Annotated in this window: 13 protein-coding genes; 6 read left to right on the top strand and 7 right to left on the bottom strand. The window is 48.9% G+C overall.

Annotated features, from left to right (window positions below; genetic code table 11):
- Positions 1-83 precede the first annotated feature (83 nt).
- Entirely contained in the window at positions 84-1979 is a 1896-nt protein-coding gene (locus C7B65_RS23690; protein ID WP_073074937.1) for a sensor histidine kinase, read from the bottom strand.
- Between the two features lie 298 nt (positions 1980-2277).
- On the opposite strand from C7B65_RS23690, the gene C7B65_RS23685 reads away from it, so the two are divergent.
- Positions 2278-3384, top strand: a complete 1107-nt coding sequence (locus tag C7B65_RS23685) for a saccharopine dehydrogenase family protein (protein ID WP_073074936.1) — start codon at positions 2278-2280, stop codon at positions 3382-3384.
- A gap of 151 nt (positions 3385-3535) precedes the next feature.
- Here C7B65_RS23685 and C7B65_RS23680 read toward each other — a convergent pair whose 3' ends face one another.
- A complete protein-coding gene (locus C7B65_RS23680) occupies positions 3536-4273 on the bottom strand; it encodes a phosphoadenylyl-sulfate reductase (RefSeq protein WP_073074935.1) in 738 nt (245 codons plus the stop codon).
- 213 nt (positions 4274-4486) lie between these two features.
- Between C7B65_RS23680 and C7B65_RS28115 the strand changes: the two genes are divergently transcribed.
- From C7B65_RS28115 to mnmE, 4 genes are read left to right on the top strand one after another with little or no spacing between them, the layout of a single operon-like run.
- Positions 4487-5038: an SH3 domain-containing protein gene (locus C7B65_RS28115; RefSeq protein WP_219898715.1), complete on the top strand. Its 552-nt coding sequence runs from the start codon at positions 4487-4489 to the stop codon at positions 5036-5038.
- Positions 5039-5092: 54 nt separating this feature from the next.
- Positions 5093-6565 (top strand): protein adenylyltransferase SelO, encoded by a 1473-nt coding sequence (locus C7B65_RS23670; protein ID WP_342353021.1) that lies wholly within the window; start codon positions 5093-5095, stop codon positions 6563-6565.
- Between the two features lie 14 nt (positions 6566-6579).
- On the top strand, positions 6580-7146 hold the full coding sequence (locus C7B65_RS23665; protein WP_073074932.1) for a GNAT family N-acetyltransferase: 567 nt from the start codon (positions 6580-6582) through the stop codon (positions 7144-7146).
- Between the two features lie 2 nt (positions 7147-7148).
- Complete coding sequence (gene mnmE / locus C7B65_RS23660) at positions 7149-8531, top strand: tRNA uridine-5-carboxymethylaminomethyl(34) synthesis GTPase MnmE (RefSeq protein WP_073074931.1); 1383 nt, start codon at positions 7149-7151, stop codon at positions 8529-8531.
- A gap of 195 nt (positions 8532-8726) precedes the next feature.
- Here the strand turns inward: mnmE and C7B65_RS23655 are convergent, their stop codons facing one another.
- The 4 genes from C7B65_RS23655 to C7B65_RS23640 form a co-directional block, all read right to left on the bottom strand.
- Positions 8727-9152 carry a nuclear transport factor 2 family protein gene (locus C7B65_RS23655; RefSeq protein WP_073074930.1) on the bottom strand — a complete coding sequence of 142 codons (426 nt, stop codon included), beginning with the start codon at positions 9150-9152 and terminating at the stop codon, positions 8727-8729.
- A 46-nt stretch (positions 9153-9198) separates the two neighbouring features.
- Positions 9199-10161 (bottom strand): pyridoxamine 5'-phosphate oxidase family protein, encoded by a 963-nt coding sequence (locus C7B65_RS23650; RefSeq protein ID WP_073074929.1) that lies wholly within the window; start codon positions 10159-10161, stop codon positions 9199-9201.
- A gap of 53 nt (positions 10162-10214) precedes the next feature.
- Positions 10215-10817, bottom strand: coding sequence for a glutathione S-transferase family protein (locus C7B65_RS23645; protein WP_073074928.1), 603 nt, complete (start codon positions 10815-10817; stop codon positions 10215-10217).
- Positions 10818-10922: 105 nt separating this feature from the next.
- Complete coding sequence (locus C7B65_RS23640; protein WP_073074927.1) at positions 10923-11915, bottom strand: NAD(P)/FAD-dependent oxidoreductase; 993 nt, start codon at positions 11913-11915, stop codon at positions 10923-10925.
- 306 nt (positions 11916-12221) lie between these two features.
- Here C7B65_RS23640 and C7B65_RS23635 point away from each other — a divergent pair, with 306 nt between their 5' ends.
- Positions 12222-12773 (top strand): TetR/AcrR family transcriptional regulator, encoded by a 552-nt coding sequence (locus C7B65_RS23635; RefSeq protein WP_073074926.1) that lies wholly within the window; start codon positions 12222-12224, stop codon positions 12771-12773.
- A 408-nt stretch (positions 12774-13181) separates the two neighbouring features.
- Here C7B65_RS23635 and C7B65_RS23630 read toward each other — a convergent pair whose 3' ends face one another.
- Positions 13182-14009 (bottom strand): IS982 family transposase, encoded by an 828-nt coding sequence (locus C7B65_RS23630; RefSeq protein ID WP_073074118.1) that lies wholly within the window; start codon positions 14007-14009, stop codon positions 13182-13184.
- Between the last annotated feature and the right edge of the window lie 159 nt (positions 14010-14168).

Genomic DNA, 14168 nt, shown 5'->3' with positions numbered 1-14168 from the left:
TCCGATCGATCGCAATTGTTTTTGAAATTATTATGAGAAAAGATCGCGATCGCCGTCTTTTTTAGGTTACTAAATAGACGCTTTCACAGGGGCAATTCCACCATAAAACACGTTCGCAGATTGCCGCTTTCAACCCGAATCGTTCCGCCGACTCGATCGACTAACTTCTGCACAAGTGCCAAACCTAGTCCAGTGCCGCCTTCTTTTCTAAAATCTAATTCGGGAATGCGATAAAACTTGTCAAAAATATTTGAGATTTTATCGCCTGGAATTTCAACTCCAGTGTTACAAACCATGATTCTGACTATTTGCGGCTCTGTATGGACTGTGTTGATAATGGTGTTAGCAGATAAAATCACCGATTCATAATTAGGTGTATATTTACAAGCATTTGTTAATAGTTCAACCACAATTCTCGACAAACTAAGTTGATCACACACGAGTGCTGGTAAATTTGGCCCAACGTCAAACTTCAAAGTCTGCTGGTGTTTCTCAAACCGTTTTAGCAGAGGATTTGCCACGTAATGCAACCATTCTTCTACCGGAATTGCTGATAGCAACAGAGACATGGTGTTGGTATCGAGTTGCTGAAGATCTAACAAATCTTCGATCAGCTTGGCTTCTCGATCGCACTCATTCTGCAAAATTTCGAGATAGCGATCGGCTTTGGTGTCTTGATTTCCGGTTTGCTTGAGTGTGACGTTGAGCATCTGAGCTGCCATTTTCATATTCGCCATCGGGGTGCGAAGCTCGTAGGAAACCGTGCTGAGAAACTCGTCTTTGATTTGATTAAGGTGCGCTAACTCTTTGACCTGAATCTGCGCTGTTTGATAAAGCCGAGCCTGACGAACGGCGATCGCGCACTGACTCGCCACCTGATGCACTAGCGCAACTTCTAACTGACTAAACGCATTTTGAGACTGACGATAGAGAAATAAATCGCCTAAAACTCCTTGATTATCGACAATCGGACAGAGCAAAATTGCTGCTCGATCGTCCGTTTCTAACTCGCAAAACTGACTCGGCTTGCCCTGCGATCGTTGAGCAAGGAGCGTTGAGAGTGCTGGAAACATCGAAGCCTCAGCAACGGGTAGATAAGCAGAGATCGGAACGGTTTGCACTTCTGGTTGCCCTGGGTTTCTGAGTTCTCTAGTCTCTGCCAGCCATTTGTATAAAATCGTCACCTCGATCGCGGCATCATAGAGCGCGGTGTCACACGCGGTCAGGTTCAACACCAATCCCAACTCTTGGACAACGGTTTGCAAAATTTGATTTTCATCTAAGCTATCGCGGATTCGATCGGTGATGCGGCGCAGCATTGCCTGATAGTCTAGAGCTTGCTCAAGTTGGGCGGTCTGTTCTTGAATCTCGCTCTCTAAGTCAGCATTCTGTTGGCGAATTGTGGTTTCGGTGTGCTTGCGTTCAATAATGTCTCGCACCATCCAGCGCAATGCCACTGTCTGCCCATGCCCGTTTTGCACAGCAACGACCTTAAACACAGCCGGAAACGCTTTGCCCTGCGCGGGTTGAATCCCAACTTCTCGCCGTCCTACGAGTTTGCCAGAGTCAAACTGGGTCAGATAGGTTGCAAACTCCGATCGCGCTTCTGAAGCAATGAACCTCAGCAACGGAGAGCCGGCCAGCCACGATCGCTCCACTCGAAACAACCGCTCAGTGGTTTGATTGGCTTCGATAATCACCCCATCGATAGAGGTGACAAAGTAAGCATCTGGCGCAAACTCAAATAAATCTTGATAGTGGTTCTTTTCTAAATTAAGCGCGTTGCGCTCACTTCTTAACTCCTGATTTTGCGCCTGCAACCTCACCACTAGAGCTTGCAGATCGGCAATAGCGGTGGCATGGAACTGCAAATGTTCTAACAGCGCCTCTTGCTCCGAGCAAGCATTTGCGCTCAATCCTAGTTCTAATAAGCGATCTAGAGAAATTCTGATTTTCTGGGTGAAGGTATCATTTTGCAATCCGCAAACCTCCTGTCACGATCGGCACCAGGTTCAATAAATGTCTGAATGATTTGCTGCGTTTAACTGCTTAAGTCTTCGGTGCGATTTAATTCAAGCTAATCTGCCTTTAGTATGGGTTGTCTTGTGGCGATCGTGCTATAAGCTGCCAATTTTCTGTCACAAAAAGCAGCTAAATTGTAGTCGGAACAACTTTCCAAGCATTTTCTAAGCTCTAATAAAGATCGGCGATCGAAGAGAGTTTAGTAGATCTCTTCGCGTCAACAAACCATAACATAGCGTTCGGTGGGCGATCGGCATGACAAATCGGGTTTTGATTCTCGGCGGCAGTGGCAGAATTGGCAGCAAAGTGGCGGCTGACCTTTTGGCTCACACACAAGCATCAGTGACGATCGCCGGACGCAACCTCACCAAAGGCGAACAGAAAAGTGATGATCTGGGGTCACGAGTTCAATTTGTGACGATCGACCTGGCAGATCAAAAAGCACTGGAAGCTGCGATCGCTCAAACAGATGTCGTCGTTCACTGTGCCGGGCCGTTTCACTACCGCGACGCTGAAGTTTTAAAGCTGTGCATTCAGCAAGGCGCAGATTATGTCGATGTCAGCGATCATCCTTCGTTTACTCGCAAGGTTTTAGACTATCGAGCCGAAGCTCAAGCTGCTGGCGTGACGGCAGTGATTAACACAGGCATTTTTCCGGGCATCTCAAACAGCATGGTGCGTCGGGGTGTTGAGCAACTAGACGACGCTGAGAAAGTTCACCTAAGTTATGTGGTGTCAGGCTCAGGCGGCGCAGGAATTACCGTAATGCGAACGACATTTTTAGGGCTGCAACGTCCCTTTAAGGCGTGGATCAATGGAGAATGGCGATCGGTCAAACCCTATAGCGATCGCGAAGTGATTGAGTTTCCGGCTCCTTATGGCAAAGTTGGCGTTTATTGGTTTGATATGCCCGAAGCGTTTACGCTGCCCGACACGTTTCCAGTCAAGACGGTGATCACTAAATTTGCGACGGTGCCCACGTTTTATAACTATTTGACTTGGAGCGTTGCTCGCTGGTGGCATCCTAGCTGGTTACGCAACTCGGCGGTGATTGAGTTTTTGTCGCACGTTAGCCATTTTATGACCGATGTCAGCGATCGCTTTAGCGGCATTGGGGTGGCGATTCGCTCAGAGGTGACTGGCACCAAGGACGGACAGCCCATGCGCTGCTGCTCAACGTTGATTCACACCGATACGGCGATCGCGGCAGGGTACGGCACGGGCACAGTGGTTGAGTTGCTGCTTTCGGGGCAGTTAAAAAAGCCAGGAGTGTGGGCGATCGAGCAAGCACTCCCGACTGATTTATTTGAGCAGGTGATGCAAAGCCGAGGCATCAAAATTCAGCATCAGCTCATGCGTTAACGATCGTAGATCAAACAACCTGTAAAACCTGTAAGCGTCTTCTGCCCTCATCCCCAACCTTTCTCCCCAAGGAGAAGGGAGTTAGAGTCTTGTTCCCTCTCCTTGGGGAGAGGGCTAGGGTGAGGGCAGGCTTAATAAATCCACGATCGCCTCAAACTTCCTGCGTCGGCGCGTGTAAACCGCACTCTTTTTTGGTGCTATCCTCCCACCACCAGCGCCCTTCTCGCTCATGCTGTTGAGGCAATGTGGGTCGAGTGCATGGCTCACAGCCGATGCTGATAAAGCCGCGCTCATGCAGTGGGTTGTAAGGAACTTCGTAAGAACGGATATACATCCACACGTCTGCCGAAGTCCAGTTTGCTAGTGGATTGAACTTGATTAATTGCCGATCGTCGCTAGAGAAAGCGTTGTCAATCTGCACTACGGGCACATTGGCACGAGTCGGACTTTGATCTTTGCGCTGTCCGGTAATCCACGCATCTAAAGTGGACAATTTGCGGCGCAGAGGGGCAACTTTGCGAATGCCGCAGCATTCTTGGTGTCCGTCTTCGTAGAAGCTGAAGAGTCCTTTTGTGGTGACTAGATTTTCGAGTTGTGTCGCATCGGGATACATCACTTCGATCGTGATCCCATAATGTTTTCTGACTCGCTCAATAAACTGATAAGTTTCAGCATGAAGCCGCCCCGTATCAAGGCTGAAAACTTTGATGTCTTTGTTGATTTTGTGCGCCATGTCGATCAAGACGACATCTTCAGCACCGCTAAACGAGATCGCAAGGTTATCAAACTGACTGAGGGCGATCGCGAGAATTTTTTGTGGAGTTTGGTTAGAAAGGTCGGCATTGAGGCTAGAAATATCTAGTTCGGGCTGCGCGGTCAACTGCGCCATGATAGTGTTCTCCGCTGATCGTCTGAATTCCATCTTTTATTCTATCGGCTTGTCAGCGCCCTTGCGTTTCTAGGAAAAGTGTCAAATCCTTCACACTATGATTTTCACAAAAAATAGTTCGGTATACTAAGCCTGTCTTCTCCCTTAACATTTACGGCGATGAGCAACCCAACCAGAGTCGGTATATTAAAGAGCAATGCCCCAGGCATAACAATGGTTAGAATTCGCAACAGTCCAGATTTAACCTCTGCTTATGTCTCAAAACCTGTCGGCACTCGCGTCACGGTCACAGATCAAACGGGAAGAGATGCGAGCGGCTTTGTTTGGTATCGAGTCACCTTTGACGTAACGAAAAATGGTTGGGTTAGAGAGGACGTGATTGATATCTCTACAAGCCCAACCCCGACTCCAACCCCAACTCCAACCCCAACTCCAACCCCAACTCCAAATCCTATTGATGCCCGCACGCGCTTGTTTTTTGAAACCAACACCCGACAGGTCAGAGTGTTTGAAGAGGGTGCCAGCGTTTTTATGAATATCTACAACAAAAGGACGGCATCAACCGAGCTAAATCACGTCTTTGCGACTAAGTTGTCCAATTCGGGAGGATGGGAGAATTATCTATCGACGAAAGATGGACGGGCGTATCAAGCTTCAATGATTCGTCGGGGTGCGACTCAACTCAAAATCACCAATAGCGCCACTGGCATGGAGATTGAACCGATCGAGTCTGGCTTTAAGGCATGGGGAAGTGAATATCAGTAGGTTTGTTCAAACGTGATCCCTTGATCTCCCATGAATCGGTAGGATGAGAGAGACGTGCCGATCGGATGTTTAATGCCTCTTACCCAATCCTCAAATCCGCTGCTCAATCTCAACTACGAACCCGCTTTAGAAGTGTTGGGCGATGACTTTTTTGATGTCGTGGCGGCGGCTGAGTTTCCTCAAGAGATTTTGCGGTTTCGCAACGATCAAGTTCTAACTCAACTGGGGCTAACGCCAGAAACCGTTACAGATGCCGATTTTGTTGAGGCGTTTGGCAAATTTCAAGGACGGCAACCGTTTTTGGCTCTTCGCTATCACGGCTATCAGTTTGGAGAATACAATGCCTTTTTGGGAGACGGCAGAGGGTTTCTCTATGGGCAAGTCAGGGGCACAGATGGCGAACTTTATGACTTTGGCACTAAAGGATCAGGGACGACTCCCTACTCAAGAGGCGGAGATGGACGACTGACGCTGAAAGGCGGCGTGCGAGAAGTGTTGGCATCCGAAATGCTGCACCGTTTGGGCGTTAAGACTTCTCGCTGTTTAAGTTTGGTTGAGACGGGTGAACCGCTTTGGCGAGGCGATGAGCCTTCACCAACCCGATCGTCCGTGATGATCCGCTTTAGCCGATCGCATATCCGGTTTGGCACCTTTGAGCGATTGGGAACGCTCGATCGTAAAGACCTGATTGCAATTTTGCTGGATCATGTAATCGAGGTTTACTATCCTCATCTGGCAGGGGAGCGCGATCGTTACGCCTTGTTTTACGCCGAATTGGTGAAGCGAGTCGCCCAATTGGTCGCACAGTGGATGTCATCGGGCTTTTGTCACGCGGTTCTCAACACCGATAATATGTCGATCACGGGCGAGAGTTTTGATTATGGCCCTTTTGCGTTTATCGACACTTATAATCCTCAATTTACGGCCGCTTATTTTGACTATTCGGGGCGCTATTGTTATGGCAATCAGCCTGCTATTTGTCGGTTAAATCTCGAAATGCTTCAGGCTCCCCTTCAACGAGTGATTGCGATCGCGGATATGGAGGCTGGTTTAGCAAAGTTTGAGTCACACTACGAAGAGTTTTATCAGCAAAGAATGCTCGATCGGCTCGGCTTTAATCGCTTAGAAGAATCGCTTTCAAAAGAACTGAACGCGTTAACTATTCAGTTTCTAAAAGAATCTCAAGTTGAATATCAAAGTTTCTTTTGGGAGTTGACTACGCAGTTTTCTAAAACTTGGCGAGAGTCAGCAAAGCACATTTTTAGCGAGTTAGAAATTCCTAATGAATCACTTCAGATTTGTTTTCAAACTTGGCGAAAAAAATATCATCAAGCTTTAAATCAGTTGCCAGAAGATGAAATGCTAAACATTGCGAATCGGCTTTATCAACATAATCCTAGTGTGAATTTAGTTAGACCTGCGATCGAAGCAATCTGGCAACCGATCACGCAAGACGATAATTGGCTACCTTTTTATGAGCTTTTGAATGAGATTCAAGCCCAATCCCCGCTTAAAACTTCTATATAATCAGCGATTCAGTCATGATCGAAGCGCCTGTTTTTATAACGCCAAGGCTGATTGTGCGACTCTTATCACAACGCGATATTCCTGCGGTCATCCACTATTACAAAGAGAATCGAGCGTTTTTAGAGCCGTTTGAACCCACTAAACCCAAGAATTTTTACAACCGAGAGTTTTGGTCGCATCAAATCGACAAAAGTTTGATTGAGTTCAGCTACGATCGTTCGCTGCGCCTGTTTATCTTTAACAAAAGTCAACCCGACAAAATTATCGGCGGCGCAAACTTTACACAGATGATTCAAGGCGTTTCTTATTCTTGCTGTTTAGGCTATAGCCTCGCCGAATCAGAACAAGGACACGGTTATATGACCGAAGCCATTCAAGCGTCCATTCAATACGTCTTTGACGACTTAAATATGCACCGGATTTGTGCCAATTATATGCCTCATAATCGCCGCAGTGCCAGTGTCTTAAAACGGCTAGGATTCGTAATTGAAGGCTATGCCGGGAACTACATTTTAATTAACGGCAAGTGGGAAGATCACATTCTCACAAGCCTAACCAATCCCAATTGGGCAGAGCGATAAACATGGCTGAAATCGGAGCAACTATCGCCGCGATCGCGACCGCCATCATTCCCGAACAGGGCAGCGTTGGCATTGTCAGACTGTCAGGTGCAAAAGCGGTGGCGATCGCGCAAACACTGTTTCACGCGCCGGGTGATCAACCCTGGGAAAGTCATCGAATTCTCTATGGCTATGTGCAAATTCCGCAGACTCGGCAGGTCGTCGATGAAGCCTTACTGTTGCTAATGTTCGCTCCTCGCTCTTACACCCGCGAAAATGTGGTCGAGTTTCACTGTCACGGGGGCATTATGGCAGTTCAGCAAGTGTTGCAGCTTTGCTTAGAACAGGGGGCACGACTCGCACAGCCTGGAGAGTTTACGCTGAGGGCATTTCTGAATGGGCGGCTAGATCTGACGCAAGCCGAAAGCATTTCTGATTTAGTTGGAGCACGATCGCCCCAAGCTGCCCAAACTGCTCTCGCTGGCTTGCAGGGCAAACTCGCCCATCCGATCAGGCAGTTACGAACGACTTGTTTAGATCTTTTGGCAGAAGTCGAAGCCCGAATTGATTTTGAAGAAGATTTGCCGCCTATAAATGAACTAGAAATCCAAGCCCAGCTAGAAAACCTATTGGCAGACGTGACGCAAATTTTGGCAACGGCCGATCGCGGAGAACTTTTACGATCGGGCTTAAAAGTCGCGATCGTCGGTCGTCCCAATGTCGGCAAATCCAGTTTGCTCAATGCTTGGAGTCGCAGCGATCGGGCGATCGTCACTGATCTGCCTGGTACGACTCGCGATGTAGTCGAGTCTCAGCTTGTCGTCGGTGGCATTCCGATTCAGGTACTCGACACGGCAGGAATTCGAGACACCGACGATCGGGTTGAGAAAATTGGGGTAGAGCGATCGCGTGCGGTGGCACAAGCTGCGGATCTGATTTTGCTGGCGATCGATGCCCAAGTTGGCTGGACAACTGACGACCAAGAAATCTATCAACCCGTGCAACATCGCCCATTAATCCTGCTGGCAAACAAAATTGATTTGGTTGCGACGGGTGCGATCGCCGCTCTAAACTGTCCGCCTGAAATCACTCGCATCGTCAAAACAGCCGCCGCGCTCAACCAAGGCATTGACGATTTAGAGACAGCCATTCTCGAAGTTGCCCATGCAGGCGGACTGCAAGCCGCAAATCTTGATCTCGCCATCAATCAACGACAAGCCGCCGCCCTCACCCGCGCCAAAGTCGCTCTTGAGCAAGTGCAAGCTACGATCGCCGCTCAACTTCCGCTTGACTTTTGGACGATCGATCTTCGCAGTGCCATTCAAGCGCTCGGTGAAATTATCGGTGAAGATGTGACGGAATCGGTGCTCGATCGCATTTTCAGCCGATTTTGCCTTGGCAAATAGAATTCACTCAAATCTCTAGAAGGTGTGACGATCGCGGAACTCTGACAACTGGAGAAAGCAATGCAAATCTTAATCATGAGCAGAACTCGATTTATTGGGTCTGCAATAACGATTCCGCTTGAGCGGCTGCAACTATCCTTGGCAATGGACTAAGATATCTAGGCAGTCCGCTCCAAGGGGTTTGTTATGTGGCGATCAAGTGCGTTCCCAACGAAATTTTCGGTCTGACTCCTGAATCGGCACATCATTGATGCTAGCAAATCGCCGCATCATTAAACCATTGTCGGCAAATTCCCAGTTTTCATTGCCATAGGCGCGATACCAGGAACCGGATTCATCGTGCCACTCATATTCAAATCGGACAGCAATCCGGTTGTCCATAAAGCACCAGAGTTCTTTCTTCAAGCGGTAGTCCAGTTCCTTAGTCCATTTACGTCGAAGGAATTCGATAATCGCCGTGCGTCCGCTGAAAAACTCTGAGCGATTTCGCCATTCAGAATCGGCAGTATAGGCGAGGGCAACCCGCTGTGGATCACGAGTATTCCAAGCATCTTCAGCCGCCTGAACTTTAGTTTTGGCAGTTTCTAGAGTAAACGGAGGCAGAGGTGGTTTAGTTTCCATCGGTTGATTCCTTGATAAGTGGGTAGATTTGTCGATCGATCGCGGCTTACCAAGAACCCATGCGATCGAGAAAAGGAGAGAATTCTGGATCTGACCCGTGTAGAGGCAGGCTGCCTTCGATGCGCCACCCGCGATCAAGATGGAAGCGTAATAAGCGCTCTGCCCCTGCGTAGGCATTAATTTCAGCCCCTGACCAAATGACTTCAGCGCGGCCTGTCAGATAAAGCAAATTGCCTTGAGCAAAATCGATGAATAAGAGTCCAGCGCGGGGATTTAACTCCAGGTTGCCGAAGGTATTAAAGTGACAATTGCCGGAGAAGTCGGGGACAGTTAAGGTCTGATTATGATCGATCCGCACGAAGCCCGGTTTGCCGCCTCGGTGCGAAACATCCACGCCTCTCGCCGCTCCCGCCGATTCGGCTTGATAGGCGGTGGAGATGAAGAAGGTATCAGCCGCTCCAATCATGGCTTGTTCCGCCTCGCCTAGGGTTTCGAGCCGATGAATCGGTCTAGGAACAGTCGGATCATGAACACTGAGTTCAAACCGGCGGGCTTGGATGTATTGGGGACAGTTGCCAAAGCTCTGCCCGACTTGGACTTCAAAGCGATCGCCATGCGCTGCTGTTACCGTTCCATTCAGGCGATTTCGGCGACGGGTGTGCAGTTCGATACCCAGCAAGCCAATGTCGATGCCGTTGGCGAGGGTGGTCGCTAACGGATCGCCAAACAGGGGTTGGGCCGCAATTTGCAACGTGCGATCGCTCGGTGACGAGAGAAACCCTGGTTCCCCCACCAGAATCGAAGCCCAGGGGCGATCGCACGCATCCACCGTGCCCACAATCACATAGGGTAGTTGGGCAAAGAACTGTCGAAACTGATCGGGAAGATAGTCCCGAATGATGCGCCGTCCTTGCTTGTCCATCCGCTCTTGCGCTCCAAATCGAGCCTGAATTGCCAATTCACCCGCGTGGAAAGGCGATTCAGACTGTGACCAGCCTGTGTTTGCCATGGTAATTTTCTCCTGAGCTTGAGGAAATGAAATGATCGAGACAATTCCAGGAACTAAATGCCTGCCATTGGGATATAGCCAGGAAGTTGCTTCACCCGCTCAATCCATGCCAGCACCTGGGGATAAGCGCTGAGTTCAATCTTGCCATCTCGGGCTAGGGCGACATAGGGAAAGACAGCCACATCAGCGATCGTGGGTCGCTCAAACTCTAACCAGGTGTGGGTACTTAAATGCTGCTCCAGTTGAGTCAGAATAAACTCGGCTTTTTGGGTCGCCCGCTCAATGTTGATGTTTGTGCCAGCCCCAAACAAATGGTAGAGTCGCGCATTTTCCGGCCCTTGACGCACTTCACCAGCGGCGGTTGATAGCCAGCGGATGACCTGTGCTAAGGGTAGGGCTTCTAGCGGCAGCCAATGTTCACCGCCATATTGCCGTGCCAGATAGACCAGAATCGCTTGGGCATCGGCAAGCTGGGTTTCTCCGTCTACCAGGAGTGGCACTTGCCCAAAGGGATTGATTGCCAGGTATTCCGGTGATTTATGCTCACCTTTCATCAAATCAACTCTGACCCACTCATAGTCGAGATCGAGTAATGACAACATCAATCGGGCTTTATAACTGTTGCCAGAGACTTCGTGACCGTAAAGCTTAATCATTGGGATTTTCCTGTTGAGTATTAGTGTGAGTGCGAGTGATTTTGGCTTGCAAGACCTAGAGCGGTGTCAAATCTCCTGATGGTCAATTGGGTGAATAAACCGTGATTAGGCTACGCTGCTGCTGATTGGCGATCGCCGCGCTCCTTCACTGCGGCGAATATCCCGCCAGATTTGGGTCGCTGCTAACGCCCCATCGGCAGCAGCAATCACCACCTGATTCATCCCCAGTTTCAAATCACCCACAGCAAAAATGCGGGGATGGGAGGTGCGGTTCATATTATCTGTAATCAGATTGCCACCCTGGTATTCCAGGTCAATGTTTTTCAGATAATCAGCGTGATATTTAGACCCCATCGAAACGAGTCCAGTATCCAGTTCTACCACCGAACTATCGGCCAGTTCCACACCCGTCATCTGATGGTTTTCACCCAGGAAGCGAGCAATCGGTTGTTCGACTAATGTATAGCTTTGGGCCGTAAGGCGATCGCGGAATGCTGCACCCACCGCAAATTCACCATTCGTGAACAGAGTAATATGGGGAGTGAACCAACCCAAACTGAAGGCTACTTCCAGGCTTGATTCACTACTGCCAAACACCCCCGCCCGTTGATCTCGCATCTCATAACCATCACAGATCAGGCAAACGTGCAGATTATGTCCGGCATAGTCAAACACATTCTGCATATCGTCCAATTTGGGTAGGTGGTCGATAATGCCGCTGGCGGCAATCAGATAACGACTGCGGAACACCACGGCAGTGGGATGGCTGCGGCCTATCCGCACCCGCACTGCAAACGTTTCACCCTCATCCATGACTTCCTCCACATACGCATTGAGGTAATCACCCGCTAAAGACAAGTAATGCTCTTTGCCTTGCTTCAGCACATCCCGACCCGGGGTATTCGGCGGCAAGCCCAGGTAATTGTGCAATTCCTGCATCCACAGGGAGCGGGCCTTGCCCTTATCAATGACGAGCGTAGAGAGCAGATAGCGTTGAAGGTAGATTCCAGCAGATAACCCGGCGGCGCCTCCCCCAATAACTAGTACATCGTAAATTTTTTCAATTTGTTGACTGGGAGTTTGCTTTGAGATCTGCATCTGCACCTCCAATAGGCAGCTAAAGAGATTTACATCATTACCACCGAGAACCGCCTTCCAGTTCTTGCCAGGGTAAACAGTTGACTGACAAGAACTCACGCTCGAAGGGAAATAAACCGGATAAGAGCCAGAGTTGATCCTGACAATCCATCCTGACTATTCGGATTCGAGGTTCATCGCGTTGCTTGGGTTTCATTTCAGCCACCGTTGATAAAGAAAACCTGCTTTTGTACCGTTCGTTCGGTGTATTGATACTGTACCGTTCGTTCGGTATGATTGTCAATAGATAAACTCTATGTTTTAGTCATGTCTAAGCAAGCTCATGTCCCAACGCTGCTCAAACTGTTTCGACAGTTCGGTTATGAGGGTTTAACCCTCTCCAAAATTTCCCAGGCAACCGGGTTAGGAAAAGCCAGTCTCTACCATCACTTCCCAGGTGGTAAGGCGGAAATGGCTGAGGCTGCCCTCACTCAGGTAAATCAGTGGCTAGAGACATGTATTCTGCCAATCCTGAACCGCAAGGTGCAGCCAATCGACGCATTCCAGGCCATGTGTCAGGAAACAAGTCACTTTTTTCAGGAAGGACAAAATTCCTGTCTGTGGGCGGTGTTAGTATTAGAACAAACAAGTGATGACCTGTTTCACTCCCAAATTAGCTGGGCTTTTGCTACGTGGATTGAGGCGATCGCCCAGGTTCTAGTCATAGCCGGATTGGATGAAACAATGGCAAAGCAACGGGGAGAAGATGCCATGATCGCTATTCAGGGTGCATTAATTCTGTCCCATGGATTAAAAGATTTTGCGCCGTTTCAGCGCGTTATCAAACAATTACCGCAGCAACTTTGTCAGAATATTTAAGGCTGACCAAATGATTTTTCTTGTGTAAATATCGAAATTATTGTGTCTGACGATATTAAGTGGGATCTAAAATCACTAATAATCTTACTCAGATCTTGCACTATTCTCAATAGTGCCAGCGGATGGGCTTGAGAATGATTTCAAAGCCATGCTGCATCGCAATGTCCCAGTGACTCCTAATCTGATGTAGGAGGTCTTTCCAAACAACCTGCGGCAAGAGAATGACTTGGGCAAGTTCCCCTGCGGCTTTCCAATCTAGGCGCTGAGGTTTTGCCCAACAATGTGTCCAGTGTGCTAGTAACCCAAGTTGCGGGTTAGTTGGAGATGGGAGATGAGTGTGAAGCGCACTCAGGTCAACGAGTCGAACTCGCGAAAGCAGTTCGTAACCGATTGAGCGGGAGCAAAGGACTAGTCGATAAAAGCAGCTTTAAGGGTGAAAGCAACGATAAAAGTGGAAACTTTAAGCAAAAAGCCATCCATCGTCACCGCATGAATGGCTTTGGGAAATTGAACAGGAATGCCACTGAAAACAGTTTCGATGAAGTGGCGAGTGGTTTGCTTGATGTAAGCGAGAGCGGGAGAATCCGGGCGTTTGGAATTACGTTTACGAGCGACCTGTAAGGTAACAGCCTCGGTATCGCGAAGGGCATCCTCTATTTTGTAATCGGTGTAGGCAGCATCCGCATAGATTTCACTGTTTGCGGGCAGCGATAACGGCAAGGCATTGAGTCCCCGCACATCATTAGCTTCGCCGGGCAGAAAGGCAAATTCCACTGGAATGCCATCAGCGGTCGCTAGCAGTTGTACCCGAATGCCATAGAAGTAGCGCTTTTTGGATGCGATGTAGCCTCGGTAATCCTCGCATCGAACCAGACGAACTTGAGGAATCCGAATGTTGTCGCACAAGGGCACCGGAAAAGAATCGAGCCAGGATTCCGTACTCGAATGGATCGATTTGAGCACCATACCCAGACAGTCGAACAGGTCTAGTAATGGCAAAAATAACCGATGCAAGCGGCGATTAAACCGCGACTTACTCAACATCTTGGGCATCAACCCGGGTTCTTTGAGATAGTCCTGAGCATTCTGATGATTCCCACCGAAAAAGCGGGCAGAGACAAGTGCGGTGGTGATTACTTCCGCATCGCTCAGTTGCACTCGGACATCCTCCTGATGCCCAATCGCTTTGAGCAGGTCATCGGTGATGGCATAGATCGCTATAATTTCAGGAAGCATTTTTTCTCTCCAGGAGTTACAAGACCTTGGAGAGGCTTTATTTGTTTTGCTCCTGCTGCCGCTTATAACTAGCAACTCAAGTTAGTACAAAGGCGACCAGAGACAACACGAGCCAGCGGTAGAGTCCCAGCAAGGTGGATTGACCAAAGCGATGCAAAC

Origin of the sequence: Phormidesmis priestleyi ULC007, from assembly GCF_003003695.1 — a bacterium.
Taxonomy (GTDB): domain Bacteria; phylum Cyanobacteriota; class Cyanobacteriia; order Leptolyngbyales; family Leptolyngbyaceae; genus Phormidesmis_A; species Phormidesmis_A priestleyi_A.
Note: the sequence above shows the minus strand (reverse complement) of the source record. Positions and strands in the feature narration are given on the sequence as shown.

Coding starts and splice junctions, on each gene's coding strand:
- C7B65_RS23645 (WP_073074928.1), bottom strand. CDS start 10,817: ATGATTAAGCTTTACGGTCACGAAGTCTCTGGCAACAGTTATAAAGCC.
- C7B65_RS23685 (WP_073074936.1), top strand. CDS start 2,278: ATGACAAATCGGGTTTTGATTCTCGGCGGCAGTGGCAGAATTGGCAGC.
- C7B65_RS23635 (WP_073074926.1), top strand. CDS start 12,222: ATGTCTAAGCAAGCTCATGTCCCAACGCTGCTCAAACTGTTTCGACAG.
- C7B65_RS28115 (WP_219898715.1), top strand. CDS start 4,487: ATGGTTAGAATTCGCAACAGTCCAGATTTAACCTCTGCTTATGTCTCA.
- C7B65_RS23650 (WP_073074929.1), bottom strand. CDS start 10,161: ATGGCAAACACAGGCTGGTCACAGTCTGAATCGCCTTTCCACGCGGGT.
- mnmE (WP_073074931.1), top strand. CDS start 7,149: ATGGCTGAAATCGGAGCAACTATCGCCGCGATCGCGACCGCCATCATT.
- C7B65_RS23680 (WP_073074935.1), bottom strand. CDS start 4,273: ATGGCGCAGTTGACCGCGCAGCCCGAACTAGATATTTCTAGCCTCAAT.
- C7B65_RS23630 (WP_073074118.1), bottom strand. CDS start 14,009: ATGCTTCCTGAAATTATAGCGATCTATGCCATCACCGATGACCTGCTC.
- C7B65_RS23655 (WP_073074930.1), bottom strand. CDS start 9,152: ATGGAAACTAAACCACCTCTGCCTCCGTTTACTCTAGAAACTGCCAAA.
- C7B65_RS23665 (WP_073074932.1), top strand. CDS start 6,580: ATGATCGAAGCGCCTGTTTTTATAACGCCAAGGCTGATTGTGCGACTC.
- C7B65_RS23640 (WP_073074927.1), bottom strand. CDS start 11,915: ATGCAGATCTCAAAGCAAACTCCCAGTCAACAAATTGAAAAAATTTAC.